Source organism: Leptolyngbya sp. CALU 1928 (assembly GCF_056784215.1).
On record NZ_JBXBCE010000001.1, the window covers coordinates 378,699 to 393,464 of the forward strand.

13 protein-coding genes are annotated in these 14,766 nt (G+C 48.4%); 9 read left to right on the forward strand and 4 right to left on the reverse strand.

Annotated elements, in window-relative coordinates; genetic code table 11:
• Positions 1 to 5: 5 nt before the first annotated feature.
• The 3 genes from AC1S5B_RS01750 to AC1S5B_RS01760 are packed head-to-tail and all read left to right on the forward strand — an operon-like array spanning position 6 to position 3,070.
• The gene (locus AC1S5B_RS01750; RefSeq protein ID WP_482034001.1) at positions 6 to 1,244 is read left to right on the forward strand and encodes an iron-containing alcohol dehydrogenase family protein; all 1,239 of its coding nucleotides are present in this window, start codon (positions 6 to 8) and stop codon (positions 1,242 to 1,244) included.
• Positions 1,241 to 2,464 (forward strand): aspartate aminotransferase, encoded by a 1,224-nt coding sequence (locus tag AC1S5B_RS01755; protein WP_482034002.1) that lies wholly within the window; start codon positions 1,241 to 1,243, stop codon positions 2,462 to 2,464. The genes AC1S5B_RS01750 and AC1S5B_RS01755 overlap by 4 nt, the downstream gene beginning before the upstream one ends.
• Positions 2,465 to 2,488: 24 nt before the next feature.
• On the forward strand, positions 2,489 to 3,070 hold the full coding sequence (locus AC1S5B_RS01760; protein ID WP_482034003.1) for a YdeI/OmpD-associated family protein: 582 nt from the start codon (positions 2,489 to 2,491) through the stop codon (positions 3,068 to 3,070).
• Positions 3,071 to 3,098: 28 nt separating this feature from the next.
• Here AC1S5B_RS01760 and AC1S5B_RS01765 read toward each other — a convergent pair whose 3' ends face one another.
• A complete protein-coding gene (locus AC1S5B_RS01765; protein ID WP_482034004.1) occupies positions 3,099 to 3,680 on the reverse strand; it encodes a hypothetical protein in 582 nt (193 codons plus the stop codon).
• 354 nt (positions 3,681 to 4,034) lie between these two features.
• Here AC1S5B_RS01765 and AC1S5B_RS01770 point away from each other — a divergent pair, with 354 nt between their 5' ends.
• The 6 genes from AC1S5B_RS01770 (at position 4,035) to AC1S5B_RS01795 (ending at position 10,052) form a co-directional block, all read left to right on the forward strand.
• Complete coding sequence (locus AC1S5B_RS01770) at positions 4,035 to 5,498, forward strand: nicotinate phosphoribosyltransferase (protein ID WP_482034005.1); 1,464 nt, start codon at positions 4,035 to 4,037, stop codon at positions 5,496 to 5,498.
• Positions 5,499 to 5,559: 61 nt separating this feature from the next.
• Positions 5,560 to 6,174 (forward strand): nicotinate-nucleotide adenylyltransferase, encoded by a 615-nt coding sequence (locus tag AC1S5B_RS01775; protein ID WP_482034006.1) that lies wholly within the window; start codon positions 5,560 to 5,562, stop codon positions 6,172 to 6,174.
• Complete coding sequence (locus tag AC1S5B_RS01780; protein ID WP_482034007.1) at positions 6,120 to 6,866, forward strand: NUDIX hydrolase; 747 nt, start codon at positions 6,120 to 6,122, stop codon at positions 6,864 to 6,866. The genes AC1S5B_RS01775 and AC1S5B_RS01780 overlap by 55 nt, the downstream gene beginning before the upstream one ends.
• Before the next feature lie 80 nt (positions 6,867 to 6,946).
• Entirely contained in the window at positions 6,947 to 7,834 is an 888-nt protein-coding gene (locus AC1S5B_RS01785) for an endonuclease NucS domain-containing protein (RefSeq protein ID WP_482034008.1), read from the forward strand.
• Between the two features lie 59 nt (positions 7,835 to 7,893).
• A complete protein-coding gene (locus AC1S5B_RS01790; protein WP_482034009.1) occupies positions 7,894 to 8,121 on the forward strand; it encodes an OST-HTH/LOTUS domain-containing protein in 228 nt (75 codons plus the stop codon).
• 2 nt (positions 8,122 to 8,123) lie between these two features.
• Complete coding sequence (locus AC1S5B_RS01795; protein ID WP_482034010.1) at positions 8,124 to 10,052, forward strand: NAD+ synthase; 1,929 nt, start codon at positions 8,124 to 8,126, stop codon at positions 10,050 to 10,052.
• A gap of 90 nt (positions 10,053 to 10,142) precedes the next feature.
• Here the strand turns inward: AC1S5B_RS01795 and AC1S5B_RS01800 are convergent, their stop codons facing one another.
• The 3 genes from AC1S5B_RS01800 to AC1S5B_RS01810 all read right to left on the reverse strand — a co-directional run bounded on the left by AC1S5B_RS01800 (position 10,143) and on the right by AC1S5B_RS01810 (position 14,748).
• Positions 10,143 to 10,991: a class I SAM-dependent methyltransferase gene (locus tag AC1S5B_RS01800; RefSeq protein ID WP_482034011.1), complete on the reverse strand. Its 849-nt coding sequence runs from the start codon at positions 10,989 to 10,991 to the stop codon at positions 10,143 to 10,145.
• Positions 10,992 to 11,053: 62 nt separating this feature from the next.
• Positions 11,054 to 12,793, reverse strand: coding sequence for a glycosyltransferase family 39 protein (locus AC1S5B_RS01805; protein WP_482034012.1), 1,740 nt, complete (start codon positions 12,791 to 12,793; stop codon positions 11,054 to 11,056).
• Between the two features lie 215 nt (positions 12,794 to 13,008).
• Positions 13,009 to 14,748 carry a glycosyltransferase family 39 protein gene (locus AC1S5B_RS01810; RefSeq protein ID WP_482034013.1) on the reverse strand — a complete coding sequence of 580 codons (1,740 nt, stop codon included), beginning with the start codon at positions 14,746 to 14,748 and terminating at the stop codon, positions 13,009 to 13,011.
• Positions 14,749 to 14,766 lie beyond the last annotated feature (18 nt).

Genomic DNA, 14,766 nt, shown 5'->3' on the forward strand with positions numbered 1-14,766 from the left:
TTGCCATGCCTAATCATTCTGCCATTCTGCCGACCTTGTGCGTTTCGCCTGCTCAAGTCATTCGTGGACAGGGGGTGTTGGCAACGGTAGGGAGCGCGATCGCCCAATTAGGACAGCGTCCTTTAGTGGTAGGGGGCGATCGCACATTAGCCATGGTTTACCCATTGCTCCAGCCTGCTTTCACAGAGCATTGCTTGGATGCTACTCAAGCCAGCTATCATCCCGATTGTAGCGAGGCAACCCTAGAAACCTTACGGCAGGCAGCCCAGGCTCATCGAGCAGATGTAATTATTGGCGTGGGCGGCGGTAAGGCACTGGACACCTCTAAGCTAGTGGCACATCAGTGCGGGTTGCCCGTTGTCACAGTGCCCACTTCCGCCGCAACTTGTGCGGCTTGGACGGCATTGTCCAATGTTTATTCCGAAGAGGGCGCATTTTTGTATGATGTGCCCCTGTCTCAGTGCCCCCAGCTACTCGTGCTAGATTATGACCTGATTGCTACGGCTCCTCCACGAACGCTAGTGGCTGGCATTGGAGACGCGATCGCCAAGTGGTATGAAGCCTCCGTCAGCAGTGGGCATTCTCAGCGCACGCTCTTGATCGGTGCCGTGCAGCAAGCAAGAGTCTTGCGCGACATCTTGCTGCAAAAATCCTCTACCGCTCTGCAAAATCCGGGTAGCGAAGACTGGCAGGATGTGGTCGATGCTTCGGTGCTGCTGGCAGGGGTGATTGGCGGCTTGGGGGGTGCCCAATGCCGGACTGTTGCCGCCCATGCGGTTCACAATGGCTTAACCCACCTAACAGCCAGCCACGGCACTCTTCACGGCGAGAAGGTGGCGTATGGAATTTTGGTGCAGCTACGGTTGGAAGAACTGGTACAGAGCAGCCAACTGGCGGCAACTTCACGGCAACAACTGCTGAAGTTTTATGCAGAAATCGGCTTGCCCCAAAGTCTGATGGATCTGGGTATGGCAACTGTTTCGATCGCCGATTTACAACACGCCGCAGAAGTCGCCTGTGCCGAAACCTCTGATATTCATCGGTTGCCGTTTGAGGTAGAACCGGCTCAGTTGATGGCTGCCATGGTTTCTACAACAGCCACCTGTCGAGCCTCAGGCAAATGGGGAGATGACGACGGCATTTTCGCTCAGGTGGGCGGATCTCAAGTGGGCAGCCAGAGTAATACTGCTCTTTTTTCCGTGTCTCCCTCTCAGTTTTCTATTGATAACGAGGTATCGCAATGAATTTGGATTGGCTGACTCAAGCAGATCGGCTGAAAACGCTGCCTCCTTACGTGTTTGCGCGGCTAGATGAATTGAAGGTAAACGCCCGTCAGCAAGGGTTAGATCTGATTGATCTAGGAATGGGAAACCCAGATGGTGCTACGCCTCAGCCTGTCGTGGATGCCGCGATCGCCGCTATTCAAGATCCTGCCAATCATGGCTATCCCCCGTTTGAAGGGACTGCCAGTTTTCGCCGCACCATTACCGATTGGTATCAGCGGCGCTATGGAGTCAAGCTTGATCCTGAAGGAGAAGCTCTGCCGCTGTTAGGTTCCAAGGAAGGCTTAACCCATTTGGCGCTTGCCTATGTCAATCCTGGCGATTTGGTGTTGGTGCCGAGTCCGGCTTACCCGGCTCACTTTCGCGGTCCCCTAATTGCCGGTGCCGAAATTTACGATGTAATGCTTAAGCCCGAAAATGGCTGGGTGATTGATTTTGCGACTATTCCTGAGCAAGTTGCACAACGGGCAAAAATCCTTTACTTCAATTACCCCAGCAACCCCACTGCCGCCACCGCCCCCCGCGAGTTTTTTGAAGAAGCCGTCGCCTTTGCCCGTCATTATGAAATTCTGCTGGTGCATGACTTGTGCTACGCCGAACTGGCATTCGATGGCTATCAGCCCACCAGCCTGCTCGAAATTCCGGGCGCAATGGAGATTGGCGTAGAGTTTCATACGCTCTCCAAAACCTACAACATGGCAGGCTGGCGGGTTGGCTTTGTGGTGGGCAATCGCCATGTGGTTCAGGGTTTGCGGACACTAAAAACCAACCTTGACTACGGTATTTTTCGGGTGCTGCAAACGGCGGCAGAAACGGCGCTGCAACTGCCGGATGTGTATTTGCATGAAGTCCAAGCCCGTTACCGCACGCGCCGCGATTTCTTAATTGAAGGCTTGGGAGAACTGGGCTGGACGGTGCCTAAACCCAAAGCCACGATGTACCTATGGATTGCGTGTCCACCCGGCATTGGCTCTACAGATTTTGCCTTTTCGGTGCTGGAGCAAACGGGCGTAGTGGTCACGCCGGGGAATGCATTTGGCAAGGGTGGCGAAGGCTATGTGCGAATTAGTTTGATTGCGGATTGCGATCGCCTAGGGGAAGCATTACGTCGGTTTAAACAGGCAGGCATCACCTATCAGGCAGGCGATACATTGGTGTCGGGGTTGAGGAGTAGGGGATAGGAGAGGGAAGAGGGAAAAGAAAGGATGGGGATGGAGGAGCGGCTAGAGAGCATTTATGCGAGCGATCGCGCCAGTTGGCGAGGATGGCTGGAGCAAAATCATCGGCTATCTTCTGGTATTTGGCTGATCTACTACAAAGTAAAAAGCAGCAAGCCCAGTGTTCTCTATGCTGAAGCGGTTAAGGAAGCGCTCTGTTTTGGCTGGATAGACAGCAAGGTGAAATCTATCGATGAAGAGCGCTATCAACAAATTTTTACGCCCCGAAAACCCAAAAGCGTTTGGTCAAAGTTAAACAAGCAATATATTACAGAACTGATCGATCAAGGATTGATGACGGATGCAGGGCTGGCAAAGATTTTAGCCGCAAAGCAGGATAACTCTTGGACAAGCCTAGATGCGATAGAAGCCCTGATCATGCCAGCCGATTTAGTCGCCGCCTTAGCTATCAACCCGATCTCCCAGCAAAACTTTGAGCAGTTCAATAATTCCTCTAAGAAGACGATTCTTTTTTGGATTGAGAGCGCTAAGCGTCCTGAAACTCGGCTTAAACGAATTGAGCAAACGGCGATCGCCGCTGCACAAAACAAAAATCCCTTAGCTCGTTAGCGCCTCGTGTTTTGTACCATGAAGACTTTTACCAAAACTGGCTAATGGGGAAGAAAGGAGCGATCGCATCAAGTCCCCATGCCATCAGCGCACCGCCTAAAAAGCTGAGCAGATGCCCCTTCCAGCCGGGAGAATTTGCCAGAGGCACCATACCCCAAAGCATTTTGCTGCAAACAAAGCCCACCAAAATGGTCATCAAAATCGCAATAATGCCGCCTTCGACGTAACCCCGGAGCAGCAAAAACCCTAGATAGCTAAACAAAATGCTGTTTGCCCCAAAATATTTTGCTCGTTTGGGAAAGAATAAGCCGTTAAAGCAATCAATCAGAAGTGCTGCTAAGGTGACAATCACCCAGTCGCGAGTGCCCCGCAGCAAGAGTAAACCGCCTAAAAACAGAAAAGATTCGGCATTTTGGATGAGATAGCGGTAGGGCTGGTGGATGAAGTCTCCCATAGGCGCACTCCATAACCCTGGCAACGTTGGCAGGTTGAAGCCCCACTGGTGGATTTTTTTGCCAAACAGAAAGGCGATCGCGATCGCCCCCAGCCAGACATACACCACCATATCTGCCACATTTTTGATTTGCATCACCCCATCATTCAGGGTCATTGGCGCTGAACTCTACTAATGTGCAAATAAAACAATGCCGCCATGATGCCCGAAAAGCTCCCAGTGGTGTGTTTCTAAAGATTCTAATCGCTCCTTGGGCATCTGGCGACAAACAACTAAAAGTGAGATGTTTCTCAATCAATCAGTTTGACAACAGGTAAGACAATACCGATCTAAAAAGCTTCTATTTTAATGGAATTCACTATAAATCTTTGAATTCAAAATCTCTGAATCTTATATATCTGCTGGTCTTTAATTGAAAACCTCGGGTAAACCTGATCGGTTTCAGCTAGTCTGATTCGACAAATTATGGTTTTTATCACTATAATTAGAAGGCACGATTTCAGGTAGAGCATGAATAGGTCTACGCCTCTTACTCCACAGGCTGTGGCATCGGCATTGAATGATCAAGAATTGGCGATCGCTCCCGAAGATTACAGCCTGCTCACTGACCTGTATCAACTCACCATGACGGCTTGCTATGTTGGTGAAGGGCTGGAACAGCGACATGCTAGCTTTGAACTGTTTACCCGGCGCTTGCCTGAAAACTTTGGCTATTTAATTGCCATGGGGCTAGCCCAGGCATTGGATTATCTGGAAAAACTGCGCTTTAGTCCGGCTCAAATTGCGGCGCTGCAAGCCACGGGCATTTTTGACCATGCGCCCGATGCATTTTGGACTTTATTGGCAGAGACAAAATTTACCGGAGATGTGTGGGCGGTGCCCGAAGGAACGGCAGTCTTTGCGAATGAGCCGCTGCTGCGGGTGGAAGCTCCCCTCTGGCAAGCACAACTGGTGGAAACCTACTTGCTGAACACGCTGAATTATCAAACCTTAATTGCCACCCGCGCCGCTCGATTACGAGATGTGGCAGGTGCAGAAGCCACGCTGCTAGAGTTTGGCACCCGTCGCGCTTTTAGCCCTCAAGCGTCTGTTTGGGCAGCACGGGCAACGTTGGCAGGGGGGTTAGATGCCACCTCGAATGTCTTGGCGGCGCTCAAGCTAGGGCGCAAACCCGCTGGCACGATGGCGCATTCTTTAGTGATGGCATTGGCGGCAACTCAAGGCACCGAAGCGCAAGCATTCACCGCTTTTCACCGCTATTTTCCCGGTGCGCCGCTGTTGATTGATACCTATGACGCGATCGCCGCTGCTGAAAAACTTGCCGCCCAACTCCAGTCCGGCGAAATTCAGTTAGCCGGAGTTCGGCTGGATTCTGGAGATTTAGTTTCGCAATCCCAACGAATTAGCCAGCTTTTGCCCAACGTGCCTATTTTTGCTAGCGGTGACCTGGATGAATTCAAAATTGCCGAACTAAAAGCCGCTGGAGCCTGCATCAATGGCTACGGACTGGGCACCCAACTCGTGACAGGATCACCCGTGAATGGCGTTTACAAACTGGTGGAAATTGACACCATTCCCGTGATGAAAGAATCCACAGGCAAGGTCACTTATCCCGGTCGTAAGCAGATTTTTCGGCAGTACGACAATGGCATTGCAGTCAGCGATCGCCTAGGGTTGATGACAGAGGAGAGGGAACAGGAACCAGGGAATAGGGAACAGGAAACAGGGAACAGGGAACAAAACTCCTCCACCCCTTCACTCCTCCACTCCTCCACTCCTCTCCTTCACCTCGTGATGCAAAATGGCAAGCTAACTCAGTCGCCTGAATCGCTCAACGCGATCGCCCAACGTACCACCCAATCCGTCGCCAGCCTTCCCCTTGCTACCCGCCAGATTCACAGCCCAGTCTCTTTTCCGGTTGATCCGTCTTCTGCTCTCCTCGACCTGATTACCCAAACCCAACGCAAATCCTAACCCCGTATTCCGCACTTCCAACCCCGTACTCCCAACCCCGTACTCCCAACCCCAGACGCTTATGCAAACGATCGCTCTTTTTGGCACCAGTGCCGATCCGCCAACCTTTGGGCACCAGGCAATTTTGGCGTGGTTATCCTATCGCTTTGATGGCGTGGCAGTATGGGCATCGGATAATCCCTTTAAGGCGCAGCAAACTCCGTTGGCTCACCGGATGGCAATGCTAAAGCTGCTGATTTATGACCTCCAGCGATCTCGCCCCACTGTGCAGTTGTGCCCAGATCTGAGCCAGCCGCGCACAATTCATACCTTAGCGATCGCCAAACGTCGCTGGAGTGATGCCCAGTTTACCTTGGTGGTAGGGTCCGATCTGATCATCCAAATGCCGACCTGGTATCAGATTGAAGATTTATTACAAGAAGTGAATCTGCTCGTTGTGCCAAGACCGGGCTATCCTTTGAGTGAGGCAGCGTTGGCGCAGTTGAGGCAGCGAGGAGCCAGGGTAGCGATCGCGGATCTCATGGGTCCCGATACCTCATCCACTGCCTACCGTACCCACAGAGATACCAACGGACTCACTGCTGCGATCGAAGACTACATTCACCGGGAGCATCTATACGAATGCGAGGACGCATCCCCAAAAAAGCAACTCCAGTGCCAGACAGCCCACCGCTAGCCGACTTCAAAGTGGGAGTCGATAATGTGATCTTTTCCGTGGACACCGAGCAAAATCGGCTGCTAGTGCTGCTGGTTATGCGCGATGAACCCCCGTTTCTGGGACAGTGGAGCCTGCCAGGAACGCTCGTGCAGCAAGGCGAATCGCTAGAAGATGCCGCCTACCGCATCTTGGCGGAAAAAATTCGTGCCAAAAACCTTTATCTAGAACAGCTTTATACCTTTGGTGGTCCTCAACGAGACCCGCGTGAATCTGCCGACAGCTATGGCGATCGCTATCTTGCAGTCAGCTATTTCGCCCTGGTGCGGTTTGCGGAAGCGGAACTGATTGCCGATGGCGTGAGCGGCATTGCCTGGTATCCCCTCAGCCAAGTTCCAGCCCTGGCGTTTGACCATAATGAAGTGTTGGAATATGGGCATCGGCGCTTGCGAAATAAGCTGGAATATAGTCCGGTCGCCTTTGAAGTGCTGCCAGAACTCTTCACGCTTAGCGACTTATACCAGCTTTACACCACTGTTTTAGGCGACAACTTTTCAGATTATTCCAACTTTCGATCGCGCCTGCTGAAACTCGGTTTTTTAGCCGATACAGGGGTCAAAGTCTCCCGTGGAGCCGGACGACCCGCCAGCCTCTACCGCTTTGATGCCGAAGCATTTGCACCCCTGAAAGATAAAGCGCTAGTGTTTATTTAGTTTTGAGTTTTGTTCGCAAAGCGTCTCCGTAGGAGATATTTTGAGTTATTGAAAAGTTGCAGAAATAGCAGGATTTCTGAATGCTACATCGACGTAAGAAAAAGCTTTGTTTCAAAAGTGAACGAGATCTAGAAGATTTTGTTTGGGTTCACTTAAATGAGCTTTTGGCAATCAAAGGATTTAAACGCCAATATATGATTAAACAAGATGTATGCGATATTTTAGCTGTCGATGAAGCTGGAAAATTAACGGTTTTGGAACTCAAAAATACAGCAGATCGCTACATTGTTCAGCAACTAACCCGCTATTACGATCGTCTCATCACCGAAAAACCACTTGCCTCCGAAATAGACTATGACCTTCCCATTCGTTTAATCGCGATCGCTCCTGCGTATCATGAACACAATCTAATCGATCAAAAATATAGCTCCTTAGAAATCGAGTTTTTGACTTATGAAGTCTTAGAGTCAGAAGATGAATCAATCTATTTTGCATTGAACGACCTCAAGCAAGCGCAATATGCAAAGGTTCTAATTTCCACACTGAAAGAGCACAAAGAAGATAGTAACGAACGCTCTGAAGAAGAGCTAAGGCAAGAAAAAATTGATCGGATTTTGCATCATTACGTCAGAGTTCGCTGTGCCCATAAGCTGGGTTTGCCAGATGTTAGCCCAGCAGAACTTGCTGCCAGCAAAGCAAAATTTACTGCTAAAGGTTCTAAGTTTTTCAAGATCCGACTCAATGAATACACTCCTTCTGGTAGTCCCAAATTCGTTTCCGTAAGAGTTCCTTCAACAATTGGCGTAGGTGACTTTATGGAATGGGTTGGCAAAAATGTTCCAAAGGCACATGCCATCAAATTAACTGGACATACTTGGGATGTAAGTGCATATCGTGGAGGAGAGCTAAATCAAATTGATGAAGAGGCGCTCGATCAAGTTGATGTCGAAGCTATTGATACTCTTTAGTCGGCAGGATTGCAGCTTCTTTTGATTAAGTAAAAGCAAAATGTTCCTTAAAAAATATTATGAGCAGAGAAGTGCAATTTAAGTCTGATCGACTGGCTGGGTTAATTGACGCAAACAATATATTTGGGGCACAGTTAACCAAACTATCTTCCGCTTTCGACTCTCGAAATTATGGTTACAAAAAGCTCAGCGATTTAGTTCGAGCAACTGATATGTTTGAGGTTCGAGAAACACCTCACGGTAAAAGTGCAACGGTAAAAGACTTACATATTCGACTTAAACCTTAATTATGAACATTGCCTCAACGAAGGTTGCCATTGCGATCGCCCAACTTAACCCCACCATCGGAGATATTGCTGGCAATGCTCAGCAGATTTTAGCGGCTGCAAATCAGGCAGCCCAGCAAGGCGCGCAGTTGCTCCTCACGCCAGAACTTTCCCTGTGTGGCTATCCACCCCGCGACCTATTGATGCATCCCGATTTTATCGAGTCCATGGCGATCGCCATCGATCAGCTAGCCACGGAACTGCCGCCTCAATTGACTGTCCTAATCGGCATCGTTACAGCCAACTCTCAAGCCAGACAGGAAGGCGGTAAACCGTTATTCAATAGTGTGGCGTTGGTGGCAAACGGACAAATTCAACAAGTGTTTCATAAGCGCCTATTACCGACTTACGACGTGTTTGATGAAGACCGCTACTTTGAAGCGGGGCAGGAAGCCAACCATTTCTACCTCGCCTCCTCTCCTACGGAGACGCTACGCGAACACCCCTCGCCCCTTGCCCCTTGCCCCTCCATCCATATCGGGGTCACTATTTGCGAAGACCTGTGGAACGATGAGGAGTTTTGGGGCAAGCGCAATTATCAGGTCAACCCGATCGCCGACTTAGCAGGTCTGGAAGTGGATTTAATCATTAATCTGTCAGCATCGCCCTTTACCGCAGGCAAACAGCAGTTGCGGGAGGCAATGCTGAAGCACGCTGCCATCCGCTTTAAGCAGCCCCTCGTGTATGTGAACCAGGTCGGCGGCAACGATGACCTGATTTTTGATGGCAACAGTGTGGCAGTCAATCGGCAGGGAGAATTGATCGGTCGCGCCTATGCCTACGCCACCGATCTGATGCTCGTAGAATACGACCTGGAAGCAAAAGATTTAGTCGCCATGCCAGAGGAGATCGCCCTGCCGCCCGAAAACGAAGATGCGGAAATTTGGGGAGCGTTGGTGTTGGGAGTGCGCGATTATGCCCGTAAGTGTGGCTTCACGAAGGCGGTGATTGGCTTGAGCGGTGGGATTGATTCTGCCCTGGTTGCCGCGATCGCTGCTGAAGCCTTGGGTGCCGAGAATGTGTTAGGGGTGCTGATGCCCTCGCCCTATAGTTCCGATCATTCCGTTAATGATGCGCTGGAATTGGCAGAAAACCTGGGCATCCCCACCCAAACCTTGGCGATCGGCGAACTGATGACGGGCTACGATCACACCTTAGATGCCATGTTCACCGGAACCGAGTTTGGCATTGCCGAAGAAAACATTCAATCCCGGATTCGCGGCAATTTGCTAATGGCGATCGCCAACAAATTTGGGCATCTGCTCCTGTCTACGGGCAACAAATCCGAAATGGCAGTCGGCTACTGCACCCTTTATGGCGATATGAACGGCGGTCTTGCTGTCATCGCCGATGTTCCCAAAACCCGCGTCTATTCCCTCTGCGAATGGCTGAACGCAAGGACGAATGCCGAAGTACGAAGTGCGAAGTATGAGGTGCGAAGTACGAGGTGCGAACCCCGAACCCCGAACTCCGTTCGCGTAGCGTCTCCGAAGGAGATACTCCGAACTCCAAACTCCGAACTTTCCTCAGAAATCATTCCCCCCAACATCCTAACCAAACCGCCCAGCGCCGAACTCAAACCGGGACAGGTGGATCAAGATTCCCTGCCTGCCTACGAAATTTTGGATGACATCCTGGCACGGCTGACCCAAAATCAGCAAACACCCGACCAAATTGTGGCAGCGGGACATGACCCGGCGATCGTCAACAAAATTACCCGACTCGTCTCCCGTGCCGAATTTAAGCGGCGGCAAGCTCCCCCAGTCCTCAAAATCACCGATCGCGCCTTTGGGGTGGGCTGGCGAATGCCGATCGCCAATCGTTGGCTATCCGCAACAATCGAGACGAAACCTGCGATCTCAAGCGAGCGATCGAGTCAATCTAAACCGTAACCCATTGACTGTAGCTACTTTGCAAAATAGTAGCAATGGCATGTATTCAAGGTGCAACAAACCTAATACATGCCAACAGCTTGTAAAGGCTTAACTCTTGTTGGGCACTTGGGCAGTAATGCATAGATGCCAACCAAAAGTCTTTTCTAGCCAGCGAAACAGAAAGTCAGGCATCCAGCGGAAATACCAAACTTTCGTATATTTGTACTGCTTATAGTCGGGAATTTCATATGGAAAAATGTGGTCTACTTCCATGCTAACGATGTCAAACCCGCTCAGTAGTTCTTTGGCTTCCTGCTTCGAGTAAACATAGGTAATTGGACAACCCTCTTGCGCTTCAGAGTAGCAGGCAACCAGTTCATTAATCCGCCAAAACTGCCCCTTACCGTAAGTCAGCAAAATCCATAGTACTTTCCAGGAATAGCGGTAGTACACCATAATTTTGACGGTGCTACCCGGTTTGACATAGCTACGAATTTGCTCAATCACCCGCTCAGGATGGGGCGTGTGGTGAATCACCCCAAACGAGTAAACGAGGTCATAGGTTTCGGGAGGGAGCCATTGATTTAGCTCTTCCGCATTGCCATGGTAGAAAGAAATGCGATCGCTCAGGTCATACACCTCTGCCCGTTGTTTTGCCAATTTCAAAGACTCGTCGGATAAGTCAACCGCCGTGACTTCAGCCCCCGATCGCGCAAAGTTAATCATAGCCGTGCCAAGACCGCAGCCAATTTCTAGCACCTTTTTGCCATTCCAGCGCTCAAACTCGGCAAAGGTGGGAATATGCGGCTCGACAAAGTGTTTACGGGCTTCCACCTCATCAAAGTATTCACGGGTTCCCACTGGTTTCGTGGAGTGGCGAATATTGCAAGGACGACTGTTCCAGTAATCTTTGACTTGCTGAACCGGTGTTTCCTGGAAAAATTGATTGATACCCATGGTCAGAGTTAGTTCCTATTGGCGATCGGCTGCTCGTTGAATAATAGCAAGGTGGATGAAATTTATAGAGCGTCTTTTAGTTTTGAAACTTCAATAATAGTAATGGTGAACGCGATCGTATCTTGCTTGACAGGGTAAGTCGCGGTAGACTTCGCCGTGAAACCTACTGTCTTTAACGAATTAATTGCCTGTTGCAATGCGTCTTTTTGTTGAGAGAAGATAGCAATCTTTGACGATACCTTAGTAAAGTGATGTTTCAGATAGCCCAACCGTTCAGAAGATAGAGGCGTACTACTAGAGACTTTATACCCTTGCAAACTAGGAAATTCTTCGCTGATAAAACGATACCCCCATAAAGAGGCTGAAGCGATCGATTTATAGACTTTTAATTCTTCTAACGAATACCAAAAAAATAGACTCACGGTTGGATCGATATCTCTAAAAAGCTTTTGTACACTAGTAACGGTAAGGTGGCTATCAATTGCAGTCTTCGAGGTTACTGCATTCGCTTGAAGCTGTTTTGCAATCAAAGTTGCATTCCATCCTTGACCCAAAGCGATACTTGCGCTGACCGTCAACAGCAGAATTGCCAGAACGCTACCGACTTTCTTTCGATTAAAGTTACTAGCAATTGAGAAGAAAATAGCTGCCACAAATAGCAAACAAAAAATAATTGGCTGGCTATCAGATGTAAAAACGGCTATGAGCGGAAAAATCAGCAGCATTAATGAGAAACTAGCAACAAAAGCAAAGCTGCCATTTGAGAGGTTCGCAAGCGATTTTAAAGGCGCTCCAATCGCTAAAAACATAGATGGAATTAGATAGCTGGCATAAACAGTAAACTGCAAAACAGGAATGGCTTTGACTTCCAGAAAAATCATGATCAGGCAGGTTACAACAAAAGTTGCGTGAAGTGGGAGAACCTCTGCCTGTTCAAAAGGCTTTTTAAACTTAGATAGAGCGAGGGTCATCGTACTACCCACTAATACGATGAGTGGTAAAACTAACCAAGTTGCTCCGGGTAACCATTCACGCCAATCAATTCTCCAAGGATTTGGCTTGCCTGCATACGCTTGTGCCATATTCACTGAGGGTACAAAAAAGAAAAATCTTCCAACCATAGCGTAGTTGATGCTGCCTAACAGCAGGGTGATTGCCAAAACGCCACCTATAAAAGCAGCAACACTGATAAAAGTTTTTCGTCTTCGATGAGGAGAATGAGTCAGAACGTAATAGGTGATTAGGGAGGGAGATAATGCTAACCAAACGATGTTGGTGTAAATTAAAGCTCCAAAAAAAACACCCGATAGGATCATCCAAGTTACCCAGTTTTGCTTTCTCGCCGCCCAACTAAGCATCAGTACGGTGAGCAGGAAATAGGTGATTCCTGCCCCATCCACATAGTTCCAGCCAATTGACAGCAGGAAGAAAGCGTAGCTCCCCATAGAAGCGCTGGCTAGGAAAGCGGCTCGTCTGCCAACGCTAGGTTTAAGAATAAAGTAGAGTGAGAGTGTGGCAAGGTAATAAAACCCTAGGTGCAAAATGTAATTGGCGACTAAGGGCGAGAAGAGAAAGTAGGCTAAGTATCCTGGCAAAATCCATGATAAACGTGTGCCATAGTAAGCATCTGGAAAAGCAATTAAGTATTGCTTTAATCGAATAAAATAACCAAAATAAACCCAAGAATCGACGTTGCTGCGGTTAAATATCCAGACTTGATTGATCAGCAGCAATAATAACGGCAGCAAGAGAAGAAGTAGAATCTCCCAATTCGCTTTAAATTCTCGTTTGATTTCTCTCATTAACTTAGTAGATGTATTGAGGAGATTGGAGCGAAATGAGTCTGAAATCTGGATGAGGCGGGCAAGGTTCCACCCTTACCTATATTAGAAGGTAGTAAAACTATTACGGTCTGGTAATGTAAGCAGTAAGTTTCACAATATCTAATACCAGCAAGAGTTTAATAGCCTATTGGGATTTTGAGTAATCCATTACAAACTTTCAATTCAGTCGAGGTTTAGAGAGTATCTGTTAGTTTTGAGACTTCAATAATGGTGATTGTGAACGCGATCGTATCTTGCTTGACAGGGTAAGTCGCGGTAGACTGAGCCGTGAAGCCTGCTATTCTCAACGAATTAATTGCCTGTTGCAATGCATCTTGTTGCTGAGAAAATATGGCAATTTTTGGTGATGCTGAAAACCGAGTCTTTAACTCGCGGAGCTTTTCAGGCGACAAAGGCGTGCTACTAGAAACTCCATACCCTTGTAAGCTAGGAAACTCTTCACCGATCAAACGATATCCCCAAAGAGTTGCTGAAGCGATCGACCGATAGACTCCTAACTCTTCCGCTGAGTACCAAAAGAACACACTCACGGTTGGATCAATATCTCTAAACAACTTTTGTACGGTGCTGACGGTGAGTTGGCTATCCAGTGCAGCCTTTGAGGTCACTGCATTTGCTTGAAGTTGCTTCACGCTCTGATTTAAAGTCCACCCTTGACCAAAAGCTATGCTGGCGCTAACAGTCAGCAGTAGAATTGCCAGAACGCTACCGATTTTCTTTTGATTGAAATGACTAGCAACTGCGAATGAGATAGCTGCCACAAATAGCAAACAAAAAATGATTGGCTGATCACTAGATACAAGAACAGCTATGAGCGGAAATATCATTAGAATTAGTGCAAAGCCTGCAACAACTGCGAAGCGATCGCTTGACAAAGTTGAAAGCGATTTCAATGGCGCTCCAATGGCCAGAAACATGGGGGGGATTAGATAGCTGACATAGTAAGTATTCTGCAAAACAGGTACAGCTTTTACTTCCAGAAAAATCATGCTCAGACAGCTTGCAATAAAAATTGCTGGAAGCGGAACGACATCGGACTGCCCAAAAGCCTTCCTCAACCTAGACAAAATCAGGGTTCCGGTACTACCCAATAAGACAACGAGTGGCAAGATTAACCAAGTTGCCCTCGGTAACCATTCCTGCCAATCTATTCTCCAAGGATTGGGCTTACCTGCGTTACCCAAGACCATATTGACTGAAGGCATAAAAAAGAAAAACTTGCCCCCGATCGCATAGTTGATGCTGCCTAACACCAAAGTGATTGCCAAAATGCCACCGATAAAAGCAGCAATTTTTATCAAGGTTTTTCGTCTTCGATGGGGCTGATTAGTCAGCACATAGTAGATGAGCAGGGAAGGCGCAAATAATAACCAAATAATATTTGTATAAATCAAAGCTCCAAAAAAAACACCCGATAGAACCATCCATGCTGTCCAGCGTTCCTTTCTCGCTGCCCAACTAAGCATCAGTACGGTGAGTAAGAAATAGGTAATTCCTGCCCCATCCACGTAGTCCCATCCAATTGCCAGCAGGAAAAAAGCGTAGCTGCCCATAGAGGCACTGGCTAGGAAGGCGGCTCGTCTGCCAACGCTAGGTCTCAGAATGAAGTAAAGAGAGAGTGTGGCAAGGTAATAAAAACTTAGATGTAAAACATAATTTGCGACTAAGGGCGGGAAGAGAAAATATGCTAAGTATCCTGGCAGAACCCAAGACAACCGCGACCCATAGTAAGTATCTGGAAAAGCGATTAGGTATTGCTTTAATCGAATGAAGTAACCTAAATAAAACCACGGATCAAGCTGACCATTTAGGTTAAATATCCAGATTTGAGTGATTGACAGTAACAGTAACGGCAGCAGGAGAAGAAGTAAAATCTCCCAGTTCGCCTTAATTCGCTGGTTAAGTACTCTCATTCGCTTGATAGATGGATT